The sequence below is a fragment of the Nocardioides sp. InS609-2 genome, from assembly GCF_023208195.1.
In the GTDB taxonomy this organism is placed as follows: Bacteria; Actinomycetota; Actinomycetes; order Propionibacteriales; family Nocardioidaceae; genus Nocardioides.
Genome location: NZ_CP060034.1, coordinates 3,468,827 through 3,486,301, shown reverse-complemented (window position 1 = coordinate 3,486,301; position 17,475 = coordinate 3,468,827). Strand labels below are relative to the sequence as shown.

The following is a 17,475-nucleotide window of genomic DNA, read 5'->3' as shown; positions in this document are numbered from 1 at the left end:
TTTACTCTGGAGCGCATGCCTGCTTTCAAGCGCTTTGTCCTGCCCACGCTCAGCCTGGCCACGACGGCGTGCGTCGTCGCGTCGCTCGGGGCCGCCGCCCCGTCGTCGGCGGACCCGACGCCGACTGCCCAGCCCCCTGCAGTCGCCAACGGCGAGCGGGCACCAGGCACCGGCACCACCGAGCACCCCAAGCACAGCAGCGATGGCATCGCCGGACCGATCGCGCCCGAGCTGCCCGCGGGCCGGGTGCGGCCCCAGGTCCTCAACGAGACCACCTGGGACATGGCGCCCGGCATCAACTTCCGTCAGTGGGACCAGATCGACCCGCGCGGCCCGATCCGCGCCCAGCTGCTCACCATTGACATCAACAACACGGCCAACGAGTTCGACATCGTCTCTCCCGCGAAGGTGCCCGTCCGGAAGGCGGTCAGCGAGCTCACCGCCAAGTCGGGTGCGGTCGCCGCGGTCAACGGCGACTTCTTCGACATCGGCGACACGGGTGCGCCCCTGGGGGTCGGCAAGGACCGCGAGCAGGGCATGCGCCACGCGCCCAAGGCGGGCTGGAACAGCTCGTTCTGGGTGGACGCCGTCGGACACCCCTACATCGGCCAGCTGCCCTACAAGGGCAAGCTCAAGCAGCACCCGAAGCTCAAGTTCAACAACCACAACTCACCGAGCATCCAGGCCAACGGCATCGGCGTCTTCGACAAGTTCTGGGGCCCGACGCAGGGGTCGTCGGTCACGGCCGGCCAGAAGCGCGTGCGTGAGGTCGTCGTCCAGGGCGGCATCGTGCGGTCCAACAAGACGAAGGTCTCCGAGGGCTACAAGATCAAGGGCAAGGGCCTCGTGATCGTCGCCCGCGGCACCGCGACCAAGATGCTGAGGAAGTTGAAGGTCGGCGAGAAGGCGTCTCTCGTCGAGTCGATCGCCGCGTCGCCGACCGTGGCGATCAGCGGCGACCGTCCGCTGCTCACCAACGGCGTGCGCGTCGTCGTCGACGACAAACAGATGCACCCCCGCACGGCGATCGGCATCGACGCCGACACGGGCCACGTGCTCATCCTGGTGATCGACGGTCGGCAGTCGTTCAGCCGCGGCTACACGATGGTCGAGCTGGCCAACATGATGACGGCCCTGGGTGCGGAGAACGCGCTCAACCTCGACGGCGGCGGCTCGTCGACCATGGCCGGACACACCGTCGACGGCCAGCTCGCCGTACTCAACTCGCCGTCCGACGGCCACGAGCGCCTGGTGCCCAACGGCATCGGCATCTTCTCGCGCCCGGTCAGCTGACGGTCGGGCCGAGCTCGACGGTGTCGACGACGAGGATCGCCACCGATGTCTGCGCCGCGAAGCACTGCACCTGACGCTTCGACATCACCGGAGACACCTGTACGGCGCCGTCGACCCGCTCGACGGTGACGTCGATCGGACGGTCGCAGCCGATGACGAGTACGGCGCCGACCAGTGTCTGGTCGGCGCCGATGTCCGGTGCGCTCGAGACGGCGGTACGGATGTCCTCGGCCATCCGCGAGCCCGTGAACTGGTCGGTGAACTCCGCCACGGCCGCCTCGGTGTCGAGCGGCGCGGGGGTGGTCGAGACGGTGCCGTCCTCCTCGGTGTTGGTGAGGAGAGCGACCTGGGTGAATGGCACCGGGCCGTCGTCCTCGGTCTCGGGCGTGGGCTGGTCGGTCGGTTCACCCGACTGGGATGTGGCCTCACCAACCGGGTCGGTGGCGGTGTCGTCGGCGTCCTGCCCGCAGGCGCTGAGACCGAGGGTGAGCAGGGTCGCTAAGACGAGTGCGGGAGGTCCGAGAGTGCGTCGCATGGTGATCCGACGTTAGCGAGTCACCGGCCGTTCCCGACAGCGGAGCTGTCCGGAGGGCCGGCTAACCTCCACCGCATGCCCCGCTTCACCCGCGCCGAGCTCGAGTCCTACCGCGGCGCGGAGGTGCCGGACCTGCTGGGCCCGGGGCTGCGGCTGCTGTTCGTAGGCATCAACCCGGGGCTCTGGACGGCCGCAACGCAGACCCACTTCGCGCACCCGGTCAACCGCTTCTACCCAGCGCTGCTGAAGGCCGGCATCATCGACCGCGCGATCGACCCGGCGGCAGGCATGACCGATGACGACCGCGGCCACCTCCGAGCGCGCGGCATCGGCATCACCAATCTCGTACGTCGCGCGACGATCCGTGCCGATGAGCTCACTGCCGAAGAGCTGAGGCACGGCGGTGAGTCACTGCGAAAGCTCGTGGCAGAGCGGCGGCCGAGGGTCGTCGCCGTGGCCGGCATCACGGCGTACCGACAGGCGTTCGGTGATCGCAAGGCAACAGTCGGTCGGCAGCCCGACGACCTGGGCGACGCAGAGCTCTGGGTGGTGCCCAACCCCAGCGGCCTGAACGCGCACCACACCGTCGACACCCTCGCCGCGGCGTACGCAGAACCCGCCCGTGCCGCGGGACTGCTCTAGGACTCCGGGAACTGCTGGTCCTTGCCCAGCACGGTCAGCCCACCCTCGACGAGGAAGCCGCGCGACCGGTCCAGCTCCTGGTCGACGCCGACGGTCTCGCCCGCGGGCACGATGACGAACTTGTCGAGGATCGCGTTGCGTACGACGGCGCCGGGGCCTACGCGCACCCCGTTGAGCAGCACCGAATCGGACACCTCGGCGCCCGCATCGATGCGCACCGCGGGCGAGAGCACCGACTTGCTGACGGCTCCGCCCGTGACGACGACACCGGGTGACAGCAGAGCCTCTTCCGCTGTCGCGGGCTCTCCGGAAGCACCCTGCACGAGCTTCACCGGTGGCTGCGGCCCGTACGACGTCATGATCGGCCACTCGAAGTTGTAGAGGTTGAAGACCGGCAGCGGGGAGACGACGTCCATGTGCGCGTCGTAGTACGACGCGAGCGTCCCGACGTCGCGCCAGTAGCCGCGGTCGCGGTCGGTCGCGCCGGGCACGTCGTTGTCCTTGAAGTCGTAGACGGCCGCCTTCCCCTGGTCGACGAACGCCGGCACGATGTCGCCGCCCATGTCGTGCCTGGAGCCTTCGAGCGACGAGTCGCTCGTCACCGCCTCGACGAGTGCCTGTGCGTCGAAGACGTAGTTGCCCATGCTGGCGAGCACCTCGCCGGGGCTGTCCGGCAGACCGACGGGGTCCTTCGGCTTCTCGAGGAACTCGCGGATCCGCGAGGTGTCCGACGGGTCGACGTCGATCACGCCGAACTGGTCGGCGAGGGCGATCGGCTGCCGGATCGCCGCGACCGAGCACGGCGCCCCGGACGCGATGTGCTGGTCGACCATCTGGCTGAAGTCCATGCGGTAGACGTGGTCGGCCCCGACGACCACCACGATGTCTGGCTTGTCGTCCCGAATCAGGTTCAACGACTGGTAGATCGCATCGGCGCTACCGAGGTACCAGTGCTTGCCGACCCGCTGCTGCGCCGGCACCGGGGCGACGTAGTTGCCGAGTATCGTCGACATCCGCCAGGTCTGCGCGACGTGCCGGTCGAGGCTGTGCGACTTGTACTGCGTCAGCACGACGACCTTCAGATACCCGCTGTTGACGACGTTCGACAACGCGAAGTCGATCAGCCGATAGATGCCGGCGAACGGCACGGCGGGTTTGGCCCGGTCGGCAGTCAGCGGCATCAGCCGTTTGCCTTCTCCGCCGGCGAGCACGATCGCGAGCACGTTCTTTCGCTGCATGTCGTCACCGTGGCATTCGCCCCACCACTTGTCGAGGGCGTGTCCGAGTACGTTGCTGCCATGCGAGTCGACGTGCTGACCAAGGAGTACCCGCCCGAGGTGTACGGCGGCGCCGGCGTGCACGTCGCCGAGCTCGCCCGCGCCCTGCGCGGAAGAGACGACCTCGTGACTCGCGTCCATGCGTTCGGTGCGCAACGTGACGAGGCCGGCACCGCGTCGTACGCCGACCTGCGCGAGCTCGCCGACGCCAACGGCGCGCTGAAGACGATGGGTGTCGACCTCGCCATCGCCGACGCGTGCGGCGGGGCCGACCTCGTGCACTCGCACACGTGGTACGCCAACTTCGCCGGCCACGTCGCAAGCCTGCTGCACGGCATCCCGCACGTCATCAGCGCGCACTCGCTCGAGCCGCTGCGACCGTGGAAGGCCGAGCAGCTGGGCGGTGGGTACGCCGTGTCGTCGTGGATCGAGCGCACGTCCTACGAAGCCGCGGAGGGCGTGATCGCGGTGTCGGCGGCCATGCGCGACGACGTACTCCGCTGCTACCGCGACGTCGACCCGGCGCGCGTGCAGGTCGTGCACAACGGGATCGACACCGACGAGTGGTCTCCGGTCAGCAACCCCGACCGGGTGCGCGAGCTCGGCGTCGACCCGGACCGTCCGTCGGTGGTGTTCGTCGGCCGGATCACCCGGCAGAAGGGGCTTCCGCTCTTCCTGCGCGCTGCCGCGCAGCTGCCGCCCGACTGCCAGCTGGTGCTCTGCGCCGGCGCGCCCGACACCCCGGAGATCATGGCCGAGGTCGAGACCCTCGTCGCCGACCTCGCCGCCACCCGCTCCGGCGTCGTGTGGATCAGCGAGATGCTGCCGCGGCCCGACGTGGTCGCGCTGCTGTCGGCCGCCACTGCCTTCGCGTGCCCGTCGGTCTACGAACCGCTCGGCATCGTCAACCTGGAGGCGATGGCCTGCGAGACCGCGGTGGTCGCCACTGCCACCGGCGGCATCCCGGAGGTCGTCGTACACGGAGAGACCGGGCTGCTCGTGCCCATCGAGCAGGCCACCGATGGCACGGGCACACCGCTGGATCCCGACCAGTACGTCGCCGACTTCGCCGCCGCCCTCAACGAGGTAGTGGCAGCTCCTGAGCGCGCCGCCACGATGGGCCGCGCGGGCCGCCAGCGGGCGATCGATGCCTTCAGCTGGGACTCGATCGCCGGCCGCACCGTGGAGATCTACCGCTCCCTGCTCTGACCCGCCGTCATGAGTACGGCGTCGGTGTGGACCCGGTTGCGACGTACCGACACGAGGTAGAACCGGTCGCCATCGGCCTCGAACCACACCCGCCCCTCGACCCGGTGCTCGAACGTCAGCCCGAGCCGGATGAGCCGTACCCGCCGAGCGGTCGGCCGCAGGAACGTGTGCACGAGGAAGCGCAGCCACGTGGCCGCGGCGTACACCGACACTCCGTCACGGATGACCAGGCAGCAGCCCTCGGCACACGACACCCACGGACTCCAGCCGCGCGGGCGGCCCGGCCAGATGCGGCGTAGGCGGGGCATTGGCTCGGCCGCGCCGCCGCCGTCGTGGCGGGCGAGCGGCTCCCGACTGAAGCTGGCGAGGAACGCCACCTCGTCGGTGTTCAGCGGTGGGTGCACCCGCAGCCGGCCGACCGGCTCGAGGGGTGTGGTCATGGTGTCGTCTCCAGTCGTGAGTGTTCGTGGTGACACCCTTCCCAGAGTCAGGCCTGCTGCAATCAGCACAATCGCCGACTGTGGATAACTAGGTGACCAGGGTCAGCACTGGCAGGCGAAGACGGGCCACGAGCCTCGCGTCGGCTGTGAGCAGTGAGCTTCCGAGCCGATGGGCGAGCGCGACGTAGACCAGGTCGTAGATCGGATGTTCGTCGTAACGCCGGGCCAGATCCCAGGCACGCGCGATGTCGTCGGCCACGTCGGCCAGCGTGATCGGCAGGGTGGCGAGATGCTCGAATGCACGGTCGGCGTCGGTCCCGGTCCAGCGACGACGTCGTACGCCGGTGAGCAAGGCGTTGGACACCTCCTCGATCAGCAGTCGAGGCGCGAGGACCTCGGCACCTTCCGCTGCCAGGCGGCGCAGCAGCGAAAGGGCAGGACCGTCGGGGTCTGCGTCCGGCGCCACCCAGTCGACGACGATGCTCGCGTCAACGACCGGCACGGTCGTCCCACACCAGGTCGGCGGCCGAAGCACCCGCGAGGCCGGTGCGGTCGGCGGTCACCCGCTCGGCCCAGGCGGCCAGGGAGTCCTGGGAGTCCTGGGAGTCCTGGGCAGCCATGGCCTCGTGAGCGTCAGCCAGCGCCGTGACGAGATCGCGCGCGATGAGCAGGCGGTTGCCCTGCTTGGTTGCGGGGAGGCGTCCATTCCAGACCCAGCGGCGAATCGTCTCGGGGGCGCGATGGGTCAGCCGCGCCGCTTCGCGCACATCCACCATCTCTACACCATCAACCACGATCATGTAGTAACCGTACTACTACATGTTCTGCGGAGCAGCCCGTCACAGGCCCCGGCGATCCAGCTGTCCCATGAGAGCCGGGCGACGCGCGTATCGAATCCTGATCCCCTGCAGGTACGCCGCGAAGTCCTCGCTCTCGCCCGCCCGGTCGCACAGGTCCCTCAGCAGCTCGAGGTTGTCGGCGATCTCGGCGTACTTGCTGGAGTTCGCCACCGCGAGCTGCTTGTCGACGCGAGGTTGATGAAGGGTGGCCGCGCGGCCGGGGAACTCGGCTGCCAGCGCACCCGCGAGTTCCTGCCAAGCGTCTCCCGGCCCGAAGTCACCAGCGACCTCCCACGCAGTCTCGATGTCGCCTTCGGCCAGCGCAATCCGGATGCGGGCGGCGCCGCTCCCGAATGGCTGTCGTGCCAGCTCGTCGAGCGTGGCGAACGCGCGGGCCCGCTCAGCGTCGAGCGATCCGACACGCTCGGCCAGCTCTGCGAGCGCGCGAAACCTCGGCACCTCCGGCCGGCGGGCGAACTCGCGTCGTTGCACCTCGAGCGCATCCTCTGGGCGCCCCCGGGCGACGTACTCCTCCGCGACCTCTTCGGGACTCAACCAGAAAGCGCGACCACTGCTGGACATGTGCGACGAGACCCTCCCCGCGGCAACGGCGCGCTCAAGCCACTCAAATGCGTCGTCGTCGCGGCCGGCGCTGCGGAGCCGGTCGATGATGCCCGGATAGTCCTCGTGACCGGATCGACTGGTCAGCAGCTCGACGGCCCGATCGACGTCCTGGTCGTGGTCGGCGAGCTCGAGCAGCATCCAGTCGACCCTCGAACCGTTCGTAGGCCTCGATGTCCTTGTGCTTTGCGTCGAGGGCATCGACCGCCTTGCGGTAGACGCTCAGGGCACGCTCGTCGAAGGCATCGACGAAATCAGGCAACGTCGTCTCCGGCCAGCCCGGTGAGTCGTCGCGGAACTTCGCCAGCCACCTCGCCAGCTTCACGCCGTCGGGGCTTCCTTCGCGACAGGCACGGGCGTAGAGGTCGGCCGCCCGCTGGCAGGCGTCGCCGATACTGCCGGCGGAGTCGTCGGCACGGAGGATGACCGTGCGCAGCCGGGTCACCGCCTTGAGCAGCGCCGGACGGACGGCATCGGCGGCACCGCTCTCGAGATGGTCCTGCAGCTCGTCGAGCACCCGCTGGGCATCGTGGGCCACGTCGAAGGATCGGCGATAGTCGACGAAGCCGCGCGTTGAGAAAGCCTGCTGGACCAACCTCGTCAGGTCCACGGCCGCTTTGGGATCCGCCTGAGTGGCGGCTGCCCGCACCTGCAGGATTCGCCCGACGTGGGGGTCCCTCTCGGCCAGCTCGATGACCAACCTCCGGAGAAGCGTCGGGTCCAGGGTTTCTACGTACGTCGCCAACACAGGTGTCGTCTCCGGGCTGGGTGAGGCGTCACCACCCCGACCGGAGCCTGATTCGTCCAGGACAGCCAAGCCGAGAGCGACCAGGTGCTTGCAGAAGTTGCCTTTGGAGTGGTGCGGACAGGTGCAGTCGCCGTCGATGCGGCCGTTCGACCAGTCCAGTTCAACGAGATAGACACGCTTGGCCTGGATCGAACCACGGGCGGAAGTGCCGGAGAGACGCAGGCCGTGCACGTAGCGGACGTAGTCTTCGCCGCGGTCGAAACTCGTGCGGCCAGCGGCCCTGAGGAGTCCGGCCTCCGTCAGCTGCGTTTCGACCATGCGACCATCCTGCCCGCCGGCGGTCGCCGCTCTCCATCGTGCGCTGTGGATAACTCCCGCGGCCTGTCGGCGATCTACGGCACCGTGAGGGCATGAGCCCCTACCGACCCCGCATCAGGACCGAGTTCGACCTCGAGCGCGCGTGGCGCATCATCGCGCCACCGGACGAGCCTCGACCGCACGCCTTCTGGATCATGCTGATCGGCGACGACCGCCGCGCGTTCACGCAGGTGATCCAGGTGGAGGAGGCGTTCAAGATCCCGCCGCCCGCACGCAGCCACGTCTTCCCCGACTTCGTCACCGAGCTCGTCGGCCAAGCACCCGCAACCGTCGAGCGGCTCGCGTTCCTCCGCACCCGCCCCGGCCACTTCGGCCCCACCGACGAGGACCTCGCCTGGGCCGAGTGCCTGTATGCCGTCGCCCGCGACGTCGGCCTGCCGTGCGAGACCGTCTTCCTGGCCACCGACCTGGTGCTGGTGCCGATGCCGAGCGACCCGATCGGAGCAGCAGCCTCGGCCTAGGGCACTGCCGGCACACTGGGGTCGTGGACCCACACGACGAGCGCCTCGAGGCTGCCATCCTGGACCTGCTCGCGCAGCGCCGGCTCGGTGCCTCGATCTGTCCATCGGACGCGGCTCGCGTGGTCGGCAGCGAGAACGACTGGCGCGAGCTGATGGAACCCGCCCGTCAGGCAGCCGGCAGGCTCGTGAGCTCCGGCGAAGTGGAGATCACCCAGGGCGGCCAGGTCGTCGACCTCGAGTCCGCGAAGGGACCCATTCGGATCCGGAGAGTCTGACGACTCAGTAGGGCCAGCCCGCAGGCGCGGCACCGACGGTGACCGACTCGCAGTCACGTGCCTCGAACTTGCCGACCTTGTCGTTGCCGTCACGGCTCCCGACGAAGATCACCTGGTCGTAGCCGGCGTCGCAGTAGATCTCGTCGGCTTCCCCGTCGTTGAGGACGTAGAAGACGTCGTCGCCCTCCTCGCCGTACACGTCGTCGACGCCCGATCCGAGGAAGAAGGTGTCGCCCCCGGCGTCGCCGGTGCCCTGGTCGTTGCCGGGGCCGTCGATGAGCAGGTCGTCGCCGGGGCTGCCGTCGAGCTCGTCGTCGCCGTTGCCACCGTCGACGCGGTCGTTGTCGGGGCCGCCGGCGACGTGGTCGTTGCCTTCGCCGCCGAGTACGACGTCCGCGCCGGTGCCGCCGAACCCGAAGTCGTCACCCTCGCCACCGACGAGCTGGTCGACTCCCGGGCCACCGGTCAGCGAGTCGTTGCCTAGGCCCCCGTCGAGCACGTCGTTGCCGTTGTTGCCGAGCAGGGTGTCGTTGTCGTCCTCGCCGTACACGCTGTCGCGACCGGCCTGACCCTGCACGCGGTCGCTGCCGGTGCCGCCGTACACGAGGTCGTCGCCGGCGCGCCCCATGACGACGTCATCGGCGCCGAGGCCGGAGATCGTGTCATTGCCGCGAAGGGCGTCGATCCGGTTGACGTTGTCGTTGCCCATGATGACGTCACGACCGTTGGTGGGCTTCCCGGCGTACGCAGGACTCGCGACAGCAAGGCTCGCGACAAGCGCGATGAGGACAGGTGTACGGCGCATGGGGACCCTCCCGGATCGAGTTCGCATGTCAAGCGTCGCCTGACAACATTGCAGGAATTACCTAATTTTGGGTATTCGGCGCGCTACCGAACCACTCCTCGTAGACCTTGGAGTAGCCACCGTTCGACTTGAGATCAGCCAGTACGTCGTTGATGGTGCGGAGCAGGTCGACGTTGCCGTTCTTCTTCACAGCCATGCCGTACTGCTCGCCCGTGTCGAACTCCGCAGCCACCGTGACCGCCGGGTTGTTGGCGACGACGTCGCCCACCACGGTGTTGTCGTAGACGGCGGCGTCGACGTCGCCCTTCTCCAGCGCGGCATCCATCGCCGCGGAGTCCTCGAAGGGGACGATCTCGGCAGTGCCCGGAGCGTTGTCGGTGACGTAGAGCTCGCCCGTCGTACCGCCCTGCACACCGACCTTCTTGCCACCGAGGTCCGCGAGCGACGTCACCGCGGAGCCCGCCTCGAGCACCAGTGCCTGCGAGGCGTTGAAGTAGGGGCTGGAGAAGTCGAGCACGCGGGCCCGGTCACCGGTGATGGTCATGGCCGAGATGGCCACGTCGCACTCGCCGGAGTTGAGGGCTTCGCCGGACTGGATGGCGTCGAAGTCGGTGTCGACGATTGCCGACTTCACGTCGAGCCGTTTCGCCACCTCGGCGACCAGGTCGACGTCGAAGCCCGCGGGCTTGCCGTCCAACTCGTACTCGAAGGGCTCGTAGGGCATGTCGGTGCACACCGTCAGGGAGCCGGGCTTCATGACGACCGGGGCCAGCGCGGCGGACGCGGTGTCCTCTGCGGCGCAGCCGGCCGCGCCGAACGAGACGATCAACGCCGCGATGGTGGCGCAAGCAGCACGGGGCAACATTCAGATCACCTTCGCTGAGAGCGACCCGGTGAGTCGCTGCAGGGCATATTCCGTGACGCGCACCAGCGCCCGCTTGGCCGACTCCCGGTCGCGGGCGTCGATGTCGATGATCGGTACGTCGTCGGGCAGGGCGAGCGCGTTGGCCACCTGCTCGAGGGTGTACTTCTCGGTGCCCTCGAACTGGTTGACGGCCACGATGAAGGGCAGCCCCTTGGACTCGAAGTAGTCCAGCGGCGAGAACGAGTCGTCCAGCCGCGCGGTGTCCACCAGCACGATCGCGCCGATGGCGCCGAGGCACAGGTCGTCCCACATGAACCAGAACCGGCGCTGGCCGGGCGTTCCGAAGAGGTAGAGGACGAGGTCCTCGGCGAGGGTGAGCCGGCCGAAGTCCATGGCCACGGTGGTGGTGGCCTTCGTGGGCACGGCCGCGAGGTCGTCGACACCTTCGGACTCGTTGGTGACCAGGGCCTCGGTGCGCAAGGGCACGATCTCCGACACGGAGCCGACAAGCGTCGTCTTGCCCACGCCGAAGCCACCCGCGATGACGATCTTCGTCGACGCAGCCGCGCGCTTGGCGCTAGTAGTTGCGTAGTCCACGGAGAGTCCTTTCGATGAGCTCGAGTCGCTCGTCCCTCGACGAGTTCGCGGTGATGGTGGCTTGGACCGAGACGTTGCCTTGTTCGACCAGATCGCTGAGTAGGACGCGCACGACCCCGATCGGCATGGAGACGAGGGCGGAAACCTCGGCCACGGAGCGGGTGTCGCACATGCCGAGGATGCGGACCGCGCCCGAGCTCAGGCCGGCGTCGATGTCCTTGGGCTGACGACGCAGGGTCGCCTCCAAAGGCAGGTCGACCGTCGCCTGGGTACGACCGGCCGTGATCGTGTACGGCCGGACGAACCGGGCTGCGGACACGAACTCACCGTCCAGTCCGACGCGATCAGCTGAGCCCATGACCATTCACAGTCAGCTTCTCGTGGTCGCGACGCGGGCCTGGGCCTGCACCATCTGACCGACGCGCTCGACCAGCAGGGCCATCTCGTAGCCGACCTGGCCGATGTCGGCAGCCTCGGTCGTGAGCACGGCGAGGTTGGAGCCGTCGCCGACGCTCATGAGCATCAGGTAGCCGTGCTCCATCTCGACGACGGTCTGCAGGACTGCGCCGCCGTCGAAGAGTCGGGCTGCACCGACACCCAGGCTGGCGAGCCCGGACGACACCGCGGCGACCTGCTCGGCACGGTCGAGCGGAATGCTGGAGCTCGCTGCCATCAGGAGGCCGTCGGCTGACACCAAGATGGCGTGGGCCGCATCGGTCACCTCGGTGACGAAGCGGGTCACCAGCCAGTCGAGGTTGCGATCGTCCTGCTGCGAGGCAAGGTGGCCGTTGATGTCGATCATGCTGGGCCTGCTTCCGTGTGCTGAGGGTCGGAGGTCGAGGTTGCGGCGGAGCGGCCGCGGGAGACGCCGGCCGCGTGCGCCTGGAGACGAGCCCGGATGGCTTCGGGATTGCGGGCGGTGACGGTCGCGTGCTTGGTGACGCCACCGGGGACGAGACGGTTGCCGGGACGTCGTACCGGCAAGCCGGCTGACGTGACGGCCGCCTCGGTCGGCGCCTCTGCGACGACATCCGCGCGGTCCCAGCCGGCTTCGACCTCGGAGGACTGCCACGACTCGTCGGTGCCGCCGGCACTGAGCCAGGCGGACCGCATCGACTTGAAGATCGGGGTGTCGTACTCGATCGGCGCCTCGGGGATCGGCTGCTCGACGAGGGCGAGGGTCGGGGTGACCGGCGGGCTCGGCGCAGCGAGCACGGCAGGTACGACTGGTGCTGGGACGGGCTCGGGCTCGGGCTCGGGCGTCGGTTCCGGCACGACCTGCACCGGGGGCTCAGGTGCCGTCACCGCTGCGACAGGTACCGGTGCGGGTGCCGGCTCGGGTGCCGCCGGGGCGCGGTCCTCGGCACGGTCGATGCTGGTGCCCGGGCGGCGCTGTGGCAGACCGATGATGCCGTTGATCCGGGCCTCGATGGAGTTGCGGTCCGGCTCTGCGGGCGTCTCCGCCGGAACCACGGGATCCTGCCGGGGAGTCGGGGCCTTGACCTCGCGCGCCGGCTTCGGCGTACGCGGCGACTGGGCGTGCTGCATGTCGGGAAGGATCGACGGCGGCAGTACGACGGTGGCCGTCGTACCGCTCACGGCATTGCATCGCAGCGACGCGACGATCCCGTGCCGCTGGGCGAGCCGGCTCACCACGAACAGGCCCATCCGGCGCGCTGTGTCGGGCGTGACGTCGCCACCGGAGCGCAGGGTCTCGTTGATCTCCGCGAGGTACTCCTCCGGGATCCCCAGACCGGAGTCGGTGATCTCGACGGTCACACCGTCGGGTGACGTGGTGGAGGCGAGCGTCACGTTGGTGGTCGGTGAGGAGTAGGAGAGCGCGTTGTCCACGAGCTCGGTGAGCAGGTGTACGACGTCCGCCGCGGCGTCGTCGCCGAGGCGCAGGCTGCTCGTCGAACCCACGTGCACACGCTGGTAGTCCTGCACACCGGACGTCGCCGCCTGCAGCGCGTCGCCGACGGTGAGCCGGTGCTCGCCACCGGTGTGCGTGGGCGCGTCGGCGAGGATCAGCAGGCTGTCCGCCGTACGACGCATGCGAGCCGCCAGGTGGTCGAGCCGGAAGAGGCTCTCGAGGCGACGCGGGTCTTCCTCGTCCTTCTCGAGCTTCTCGATGAGACCGAGCTGCTGGTTGATCAGCGAGGTGTTGCGGCGCGACAGGGTCACGAACATCTCGCCGACCTGCTCACGCAGCTGGGCCTCGCCGGATGCCAGGTGAACGGCCTGGCGGTGCATGTCGTCGACCGCTCGGGCGAGCTGGCCGATCTCTTCGTGCGTGGTGACGTCGATGGGCACGATCGCGCCCGGGTCCTGACCGGCGCGGATCTTGGCGACCGCCTCCGGCAGCTGCAGGTTGGCCACGGCCAGCGCGCCTTCGCGCACCCGGCGGATGGGCTTGAGCAGGGTGCGGGAGACGAGGAACGCCAGCAAGATGGCGAGGAGGAGGGCGCCGAGCGTGATGCCGGCGTTGACCTGGGCACTCCGCTGAGCACTGCTCGCGCTGGCGGCCAGCTGGTTGTCGATGCCGGTCAACAGCGACGAGACGAGGGCGTCGTACTCGGTGTAGGCCTGCTCGCCACCGAGGTCGGATCCGCCGGTGCGGATGGTGCGGAAACGCTGGGCGTTCTCGGTGCGCAGGTTTGAGAGGGAGGCCTCGGAGTCGCCGAGCGCACTGGCCAGGCGATCGATGGCCGAGCCTTCGACGCCGAGCTCGGCGAAGAGCTCGAGCGAGCCGGTCTTGCCGGTGCGCTCGGTGGCGACGAGCGCCTGCTGCATGGCGAGTGAGAAGCGGCCGGCGAGGGTCTGGGACAGGAGCTCGAGTCGCGGTTCCGGGTCGGTCTGGGCGTTGACGATGGTGGTGATCAGCTGGGTCACCCCGGACTGGAGCTGCCGCAGCTGCGCGATCCAGGTGCCCGGGCTGAGGTCCTCGGCGCCTTCGCGCAGGGCCCGACTCAGGTCGAGCACGACGTCGACCTGGTAACGCTGTTCGGTGGTCAGGTCGGCGGTGTCCCGCGCCTTGGAGATCTCGGCGGCGGCCTTCTGGAGGTCGATCAGCGCACCACCGAGGTCGATTTCGCTCGTGCCGGTCGTGGCCTGCGCGGCGACCATGGCGCGCTCTGCAGCGGTCAGGTAGTCGACTGCGGGTCGCAGCACGGTCACCTGGGTGGCGCTCGCGGACGAGTTCGACGACGCCTGCAGGTCACCTGCCACGCGCAGCCCACCGAGGGTTGCCGCGAGCAGCAGCGGTACGGCGAGCGCCAGCGCCACCTTGCGGCGCAATGGCCAGGCAGAGACGGCGAGCGGTGATTCGGACTGTCCGTGACGTGAGGGGCGCTTCTTGCTCATCGTTCCCCAGCTGGTTCGAGTCAGACGTCGCCACCGGCGACGAGCCCCTGGATGGGGGGCGCGATCCAAGATAAGGACAGGTCCGGGGCCGGCGTGGCGTTTCACCCAAACTGGTGATGACGTGCTTGCTTCGGCATCCTGGCTGTTGAGCCGCCGCCCCGTCCGCACGGCTGCTGCTAGAGCGCTGGGGCGACGTCTGTGTGGGTGAAGTCGTTGCCGGTGAAGAGCAGCGGCTCGCCCGTGGTCACTGACAGCGCGTAGGCGAAGCAGTCGCCGTAGTTCAGTCGCGCCGACGAACCGGAGCCCCGGCCGAAGCGTCTGTGCGCGACGCGCGCCACCTCGCCCTGTCGCACCGAGACCGGCACCACTTCGATCTCCAGCGCCTCGATGATCTGGTCGAGCCGCTCACCATGGCCGGCCGAACGAGAGTCCGCCACGATCGACACCTCGAGACGCGTCGCGACTGACATCCGGCAGTCAGCACCTGCGGCGGCCCGCAACAGCCGACCGGCACCGGGTTCGTCGTTGACGATTGCCATCAGCGCCGACGAGTCGACGATCACCGAGGCAGCCCGGTGGCGTCGTCGTACAGGTCTTCGACCCGCCGGACCTCCGCGTCGTCCCTTCCCGGGCTGGCCAGATAGGCCGCCACCAGTTCGTGCACGACGTCCACCCTCTCGTCGATCCGGGCAGCCGCGGGGTCGGCGTCATAGGCGCGCAGCAGCCGCTCGAGCGCCTCCTCGATGGCGCCGGTCTGCGACTTGCCGGTGACGCGTGCCGCTTGGCGAGCCAGCTCGTGGACGCGCTCGTTCTTGATGTTCAGGCCCATGTCTACCATTCTACCGTCAATGCCTTCTACCGGTCTACAGTCGCAAGTCACGCGAGGAGGATCGCGAGATCGGTGGCCCGTGCGGGCCGCGCGTCGCTGGTGAGGACGCGCATACCTTACTGATTGGCGAGCTCGACGTAGATCGCGTCGGCAACGCGGAGCTGGCCGAGCCGGGCCCAGTGTGCGAACCCGGGTCTCGCGAAGCTCTGGCAGCAGGCTTGAGGAAGTGGGCGATCAGGTAGCGCAGCCATGGGATCATGGAGTACGACTTGTCCGTGCCGTCCCACACGAGGCAGCTGCCATCCCAACTGACGTGCCAGTCGCACCACAGATTGGGTTGACCCCTGCGCCAGGTCGCTTTGGCACCCGCCCGCGAAGTCCTCCGGCCGCTCCGCACGCGGGTTGTCGGGCCCCTGGTACGGCCCACCGTCGCGTACGCATCGGCGCGACGCCGCGAACGCGGTGGATAACTCCGGAGGCTCAGCCCGGATCCTCGGCATCCTCGAGACATGGACCTCTACTCATTTGAAGTACGCGACCCGCCGCCCGCTCGAAGAAGTCGCTGCCCAGATGCCACTCACCGAGGACACGGCGCTCGTCGCGCTGGTGCGCAGGCCGTCCACCGAGCAACGCCTGCTGCCGGTTCGTCAGCTCGCTCTCCGCTGGCGAGGCGTCCGACCACGAAGACCTTGCACGCAGGATCGTGGAGCCCGCCGAGCGATGCGGGGCTCGTGTCTATCCACTCTCTAGATGCGCCCACCGAGAGTTGGTCCGACCACACGGCAGTCCCTAATCCCTAAGCGGCCAACCGTGGGCATCCATCCGAGATCCACTCGATTGCAGGCAACGCTTCAGGCGCTACCGCGCGCAGTTTGGTCAGACCTGCTGTCCTTTTGGTCGAGGGACGCCATCGCCGAACGGAGAGGATCAGAGCCCTTCTGTGCTGGGGTGTTCCCACAGCTATCGCGGCTTCGACAGCATGTCCGAGTTTTCCTGCCTCGCTAGCGGCCCACGCCTCGACATAGGCGCACCGGAGTGGGACCCAATCGCCAGAATGCAATGCAACTTCTTCGAGGGGCACCGCGAGCGCCTTCGAGATGCGCGCCTTTGAACAGGCGAGCAGGGCCTGAAGCTGTATCGCAGCCGAGCCCGGAGTCGCGTCCTGAACGGCGAGCGAGACCAGCCAGTCAAGGTCGATCTTTTTGTCGCCGACCAGCCTCGAAAAATAGGCTCCGAACCCCTTCGGGTCTATGCGGGCAATAGTCGGCGACTCTTCGACGAGCCGCAGGGCGAACGGATCGCCTCTATTGCACAGTACTTTGAGGCACCATCGCAGGCGAGACTCGTTCGGCAGCTCGGCGCGGGCCTCCGTTTCGAAGGCTTCTCGTACCCGCTCCACCCCTCGGTCGCCGTCGTCGCGCAGCGCGATAACCAAGTCTTCGATTTCCCGATCAAATAGCCTGAGACCTGCGTCGTCTCGTGTAACAAAGTGGCGCACCTTCGATTCATTCAGCTCAAGCGACAACCTCGCAAGCTCGCGCGTCACAGCCTCGACGAGCGGCGGGAACTCGTTGCTGCCGATGCTCATCAAATAGTCATCAGTGACGCGGGTGAAGGGATCACACGCGTCAGCGACGATCTTGTCCACGGAAATGAGCATGATGTTGCCCAACAGGCCAGACGACTCCGGGCCAACGGGTACACCACGTACGTCCCACTCACTCTGCCAGGATCGAAGAATTTCGATGAGCGGATCGGCGACAGCACTCGTTACGCCGATGCCATCAAGAACGGAGCGAAGGGGCTCTAGCTGAATCGATGGGTAGTAGTCCTTGACGTCCAGTGTCCCGAGCCCCCCGAAACCCGAGTTCGCCATCGCATCACGGAGACGATTACGCCGAGCCGACACTCCGTATCGGAAGTCTCTTACAGTCCAGCCGGGACCTCCGCTTAGCAAGCGGTAGCTCAGCACCTCGCCTCCCAGTGCCGAGTCCACGTTCTGCGCAAGGCGTCCTGTGATTACTCGGTAGGCGAGTTCGTCGAGGGCGTCGACACTTGCCAACCAACGGTTTGTCGGCGCTAGGCCCTTGGGCAACGGGAATGCATGGGCCGCAGAGACGATCACTCCCCTACTCCGACGCTCGTTGATGAGGTTCGCCGTCAGGTCGGGAGAATAGCCAAAGTCTGCCCATCCGACCGGGTCAGGAAGGTCGCGAGACAGGACCCACGGAGCGCCGGCGTGCACGGTCGCCTCCACATCCAGGCTCGAAATCTCCATCACATGTCACCTCAGTCGCC

General features: G+C 68.2%; 19 protein-coding genes and 1 pseudogene. 5 read left to right on the top strand and 15 right to left on the bottom strand.

Features of this window, described 5'->3' with window-relative positions:
- Positions 1-15: 15 nt before the first annotated feature.
- Positions 16-1,293, top strand: coding sequence for a phosphodiester glycosidase family protein (locus tag H4Q84_RS18080; RefSeq protein WP_248580462.1), 1,278 nt, complete (start codon positions 16-18; stop codon positions 1,291-1,293).
- Here the strand turns inward: H4Q84_RS18080 and H4Q84_RS18075 are convergent.
- Positions 1,286-1,828 (bottom strand): hypothetical protein, encoded by a 543-nt coding sequence (locus tag H4Q84_RS18075; RefSeq protein WP_248580461.1) that lies wholly within the window; start codon positions 1,826-1,828, stop codon positions 1,286-1,288. The genes H4Q84_RS18080 and H4Q84_RS18075 overlap by 8 nt on opposite strands.
- Before the next feature lie 75 nt (positions 1,829-1,903).
- Between H4Q84_RS18075 and mug the strand changes: the two genes are divergently transcribed.
- Positions 1,904-2,470, top strand: coding sequence for a G/U mismatch-specific DNA glycosylase (gene mug, locus H4Q84_RS18070; protein ID WP_248580460.1), 567 nt, complete (start codon positions 1,904-1,906; stop codon positions 2,468-2,470).
- On the opposite strand, the gene glgC is transcribed toward mug, so the two are convergent.
- Positions 2,467-3,708, bottom strand: coding sequence for a glucose-1-phosphate adenylyltransferase (glgC, locus tag H4Q84_RS18065; protein ID WP_248580459.1), 1,242 nt, complete (start codon positions 3,706-3,708; stop codon positions 2,467-2,469). The genes mug and glgC overlap by 4 nt on opposite strands.
- Before the next feature lie 60 nt (positions 3,709-3,768).
- Here glgC and glgA point away from each other — a divergent pair, with 60 nt between their 5' ends.
- Positions 3,769-4,956: a glycogen synthase gene (glgA, locus tag H4Q84_RS18060; RefSeq protein WP_248580458.1), complete on the top strand. Its 1,188-nt coding sequence runs from the start codon at positions 3,769-3,771 to the stop codon at positions 4,954-4,956.
- Here glgA and H4Q84_RS18055 read toward each other — a convergent pair.
- The 4 genes and pseudogenes from H4Q84_RS18055 to H4Q84_RS23345 form a co-directional block, all read right to left on the bottom strand.
- Complete coding sequence (locus H4Q84_RS18055) at positions 4,938-5,396, bottom strand: hypothetical protein (RefSeq protein WP_248580457.1); 459 nt, start codon at positions 5,394-5,396, stop codon at positions 4,938-4,940. The genes glgA and H4Q84_RS18055 overlap by 19 nt on opposite strands.
- 88 nt (positions 5,397-5,484) lie before the next feature.
- Complete coding sequence (locus H4Q84_RS18050; protein WP_248580456.1) at positions 5,485-5,898, bottom strand: type II toxin-antitoxin system VapC family toxin; 414 nt, start codon at positions 5,896-5,898, stop codon at positions 5,485-5,487.
- On the bottom strand, positions 5,885-6,196 hold the full coding sequence (locus tag H4Q84_RS18045; RefSeq protein WP_248580455.1) for a helix-turn-helix domain-containing protein: 312 nt from the start codon (positions 6,194-6,196) through the stop codon (positions 5,885-5,887). Before H4Q84_RS18045 ends, H4Q84_RS18050 begins: the two co-directional genes overlap by 14 nt.
- Positions 6,197-6,235: 39 nt before the next feature.
- A pseudogene (locus H4Q84_RS23345) lies at positions 6,236-7,922 on the bottom strand (DUF6880 family protein).
- A gap of 92 nt (positions 7,923-8,014) precedes the next feature.
- Between H4Q84_RS23345 and H4Q84_RS18030 the strand changes: the two are divergent.
- Together H4Q84_RS18030 and H4Q84_RS18025 are read left to right on the top strand one after the other, a co-directional pair.
- On the top strand, positions 8,015-8,443 hold the full coding sequence (locus H4Q84_RS18030; protein ID WP_248580452.1) for a hypothetical protein: 429 nt from the start codon (positions 8,015-8,017) through the stop codon (positions 8,441-8,443).
- Positions 8,444-8,466: 23 nt separating this feature from the next.
- Positions 8,467-8,718, top strand: coding sequence for a DUF3253 domain-containing protein (locus tag H4Q84_RS18025; protein ID WP_248580451.1), 252 nt, complete (start codon positions 8,467-8,469; stop codon positions 8,716-8,718).
- A gap of 4 nt (positions 8,719-8,722) precedes the next feature.
- On the opposite strand, the gene H4Q84_RS18020 is transcribed toward H4Q84_RS18025, so the two are convergent.
- The 9 genes from H4Q84_RS18020 to H4Q84_RS17980 all read right to left on the bottom strand — a co-directional run bounded on the left by H4Q84_RS18020 (position 8,723) and on the right by H4Q84_RS17980 (position 17,455).
- The gene (locus H4Q84_RS18020; RefSeq protein ID WP_248580450.1) at positions 8,723-9,523 is read right to left on the bottom strand and encodes a calcium-binding protein; all 801 of its coding nucleotides are present in this window, start codon (positions 9,521-9,523) and stop codon (positions 8,723-8,725) included.
- Between the two features lie 61 nt (positions 9,524-9,584).
- Positions 9,585-10,388: an ABC transporter substrate-binding protein gene (locus H4Q84_RS18015; protein ID WP_248580449.1), complete on the bottom strand. Its 804-nt coding sequence runs from the start codon at positions 10,386-10,388 to the stop codon at positions 9,585-9,587.
- On the bottom strand, positions 10,389-10,985 hold the full coding sequence (locus H4Q84_RS18010) for an ATP/GTP-binding protein (RefSeq protein WP_248580448.1): 597 nt from the start codon (positions 10,983-10,985) through the stop codon (positions 10,389-10,391).
- A complete protein-coding gene (locus H4Q84_RS18005) occupies positions 10,966-11,304 on the bottom strand; it encodes a DUF742 domain-containing protein (protein WP_248580447.1) in 339 nt (112 codons plus the stop codon). Before H4Q84_RS18005 ends, H4Q84_RS18010 begins: the two co-directional genes overlap by 20 nt.
- Positions 11,305-11,355: 51 nt before the next feature.
- Positions 11,356-11,787: a roadblock/LC7 domain-containing protein gene (locus tag H4Q84_RS18000; RefSeq protein ID WP_248580446.1), complete on the bottom strand. Its 432-nt coding sequence runs from the start codon at positions 11,785-11,787 to the stop codon at positions 11,356-11,358.
- Positions 11,784-14,348 carry an ATP-binding protein gene (locus H4Q84_RS17995; protein WP_248580445.1) on the bottom strand — a complete coding sequence of 855 codons (2,565 nt, stop codon included), beginning with the start codon at positions 14,346-14,348 and terminating at the stop codon, positions 11,784-11,786. Before H4Q84_RS17995 ends, H4Q84_RS18000 begins: the two co-directional genes overlap by 4 nt.
- A gap of 176 nt (positions 14,349-14,524) precedes the next feature.
- Positions 14,525-14,911, bottom strand: coding sequence for a type II toxin-antitoxin system VapC family toxin (locus tag H4Q84_RS17990; protein ID WP_248580444.1), 387 nt, complete (start codon positions 14,909-14,911; stop codon positions 14,525-14,527).
- Positions 14,908-15,177, bottom strand: coding sequence for a type II toxin-antitoxin system VapB family antitoxin (locus tag H4Q84_RS17985; RefSeq protein WP_248580443.1), 270 nt, complete (start codon positions 15,175-15,177; stop codon positions 14,908-14,910). The genes H4Q84_RS17990 and H4Q84_RS17985 overlap by 4 nt, the downstream gene beginning before the upstream one ends.
- 796 nt (positions 15,178-15,973) lie before the next feature.
- Entirely contained in the window at positions 15,974-17,455 is a 1,482-nt protein-coding gene (locus tag H4Q84_RS17980; protein ID WP_248580442.1) for an RNA-directed DNA polymerase, read from the bottom strand.
- Positions 17,456-17,475: the final 20 nt, after the last annotated feature.

Bases quoted from the DNA above. Each gene is read 5' to 3' on its own strand.
- H4Q84_RS17985 (WP_248580443.1), bottom strand. From the start codon at position 15,177: ATGGGCCTGAACATCAAGAACGAGCGCGTCCACGAGCTGGCTCGCCAA.
- H4Q84_RS17980 (WP_248580442.1), bottom strand. From the start codon at position 17,455: ATGGAGATTTCGAGCCTGGATGTGGAGGCGACCGTGCACGCCGGCGCT.
- H4Q84_RS18000 (WP_248580446.1), bottom strand. From the start codon at position 11,787: ATGATCGACATCAACGGCCACCTTGCCTCGCAGCAGGACGATCGCAAC.
- H4Q84_RS18080 (WP_248580462.1), top strand. From the start codon at position 16: ATGCCTGCTTTCAAGCGCTTTGTCCTGCCCACGCTCAGCCTGGCCACG.
- glgC (WP_248580459.1), bottom strand. From the start codon at position 3,708: ATGCAGCGAAAGAACGTGCTCGCGATCGTGCTCGCCGGCGGAGAAGGC.
- glgA (WP_248580458.1), top strand. From the start codon at position 3,769: ATGCGAGTCGACGTGCTGACCAAGGAGTACCCGCCCGAGGTGTACGGC.
- H4Q84_RS18075 (WP_248580461.1), bottom strand. From the start codon at position 1,828: ATGCGACGCACTCTCGGACCTCCCGCACTCGTCTTAGCGACCCTGCTC.
- H4Q84_RS18045 (WP_248580455.1), bottom strand. From the start codon at position 6,196: ATGATCGTGGTTGATGGTGTAGAGATGGTGGATGTGCGCGAAGCGGCG.
- H4Q84_RS18020 (WP_248580450.1), bottom strand. From the start codon at position 9,523: ATGCGCCGTACACCTGTCCTCATCGCGCTTGTCGCGAGCCTTGCTGTC.
- mug (WP_248580460.1), top strand. From the start codon at position 1,904: ATGCCCCGCTTCACCCGCGCCGAGCTCGAGTCCTACCGCGGCGCGGAG.
- H4Q84_RS18015 (WP_248580449.1), bottom strand. From the start codon at position 10,388: ATGTTGCCCCGTGCTGCTTGCGCCACCATCGCGGCGTTGATCGTCTCG.
- H4Q84_RS17995 (WP_248580445.1), bottom strand. From the start codon at position 14,348: ATGAGCAAGAAGCGCCCCTCACGTCACGGACAGTCCGAATCACCGCTC.
- H4Q84_RS18030 (WP_248580452.1), top strand. From the start codon at position 8,015: ATGAGCCCCTACCGACCCCGCATCAGGACCGAGTTCGACCTCGAGCGC.
- H4Q84_RS18055 (WP_248580457.1), bottom strand. From the start codon at position 5,396: ATGACCACACCCCTCGAGCCGGTCGGCCGGCTGCGGGTGCACCCACCG.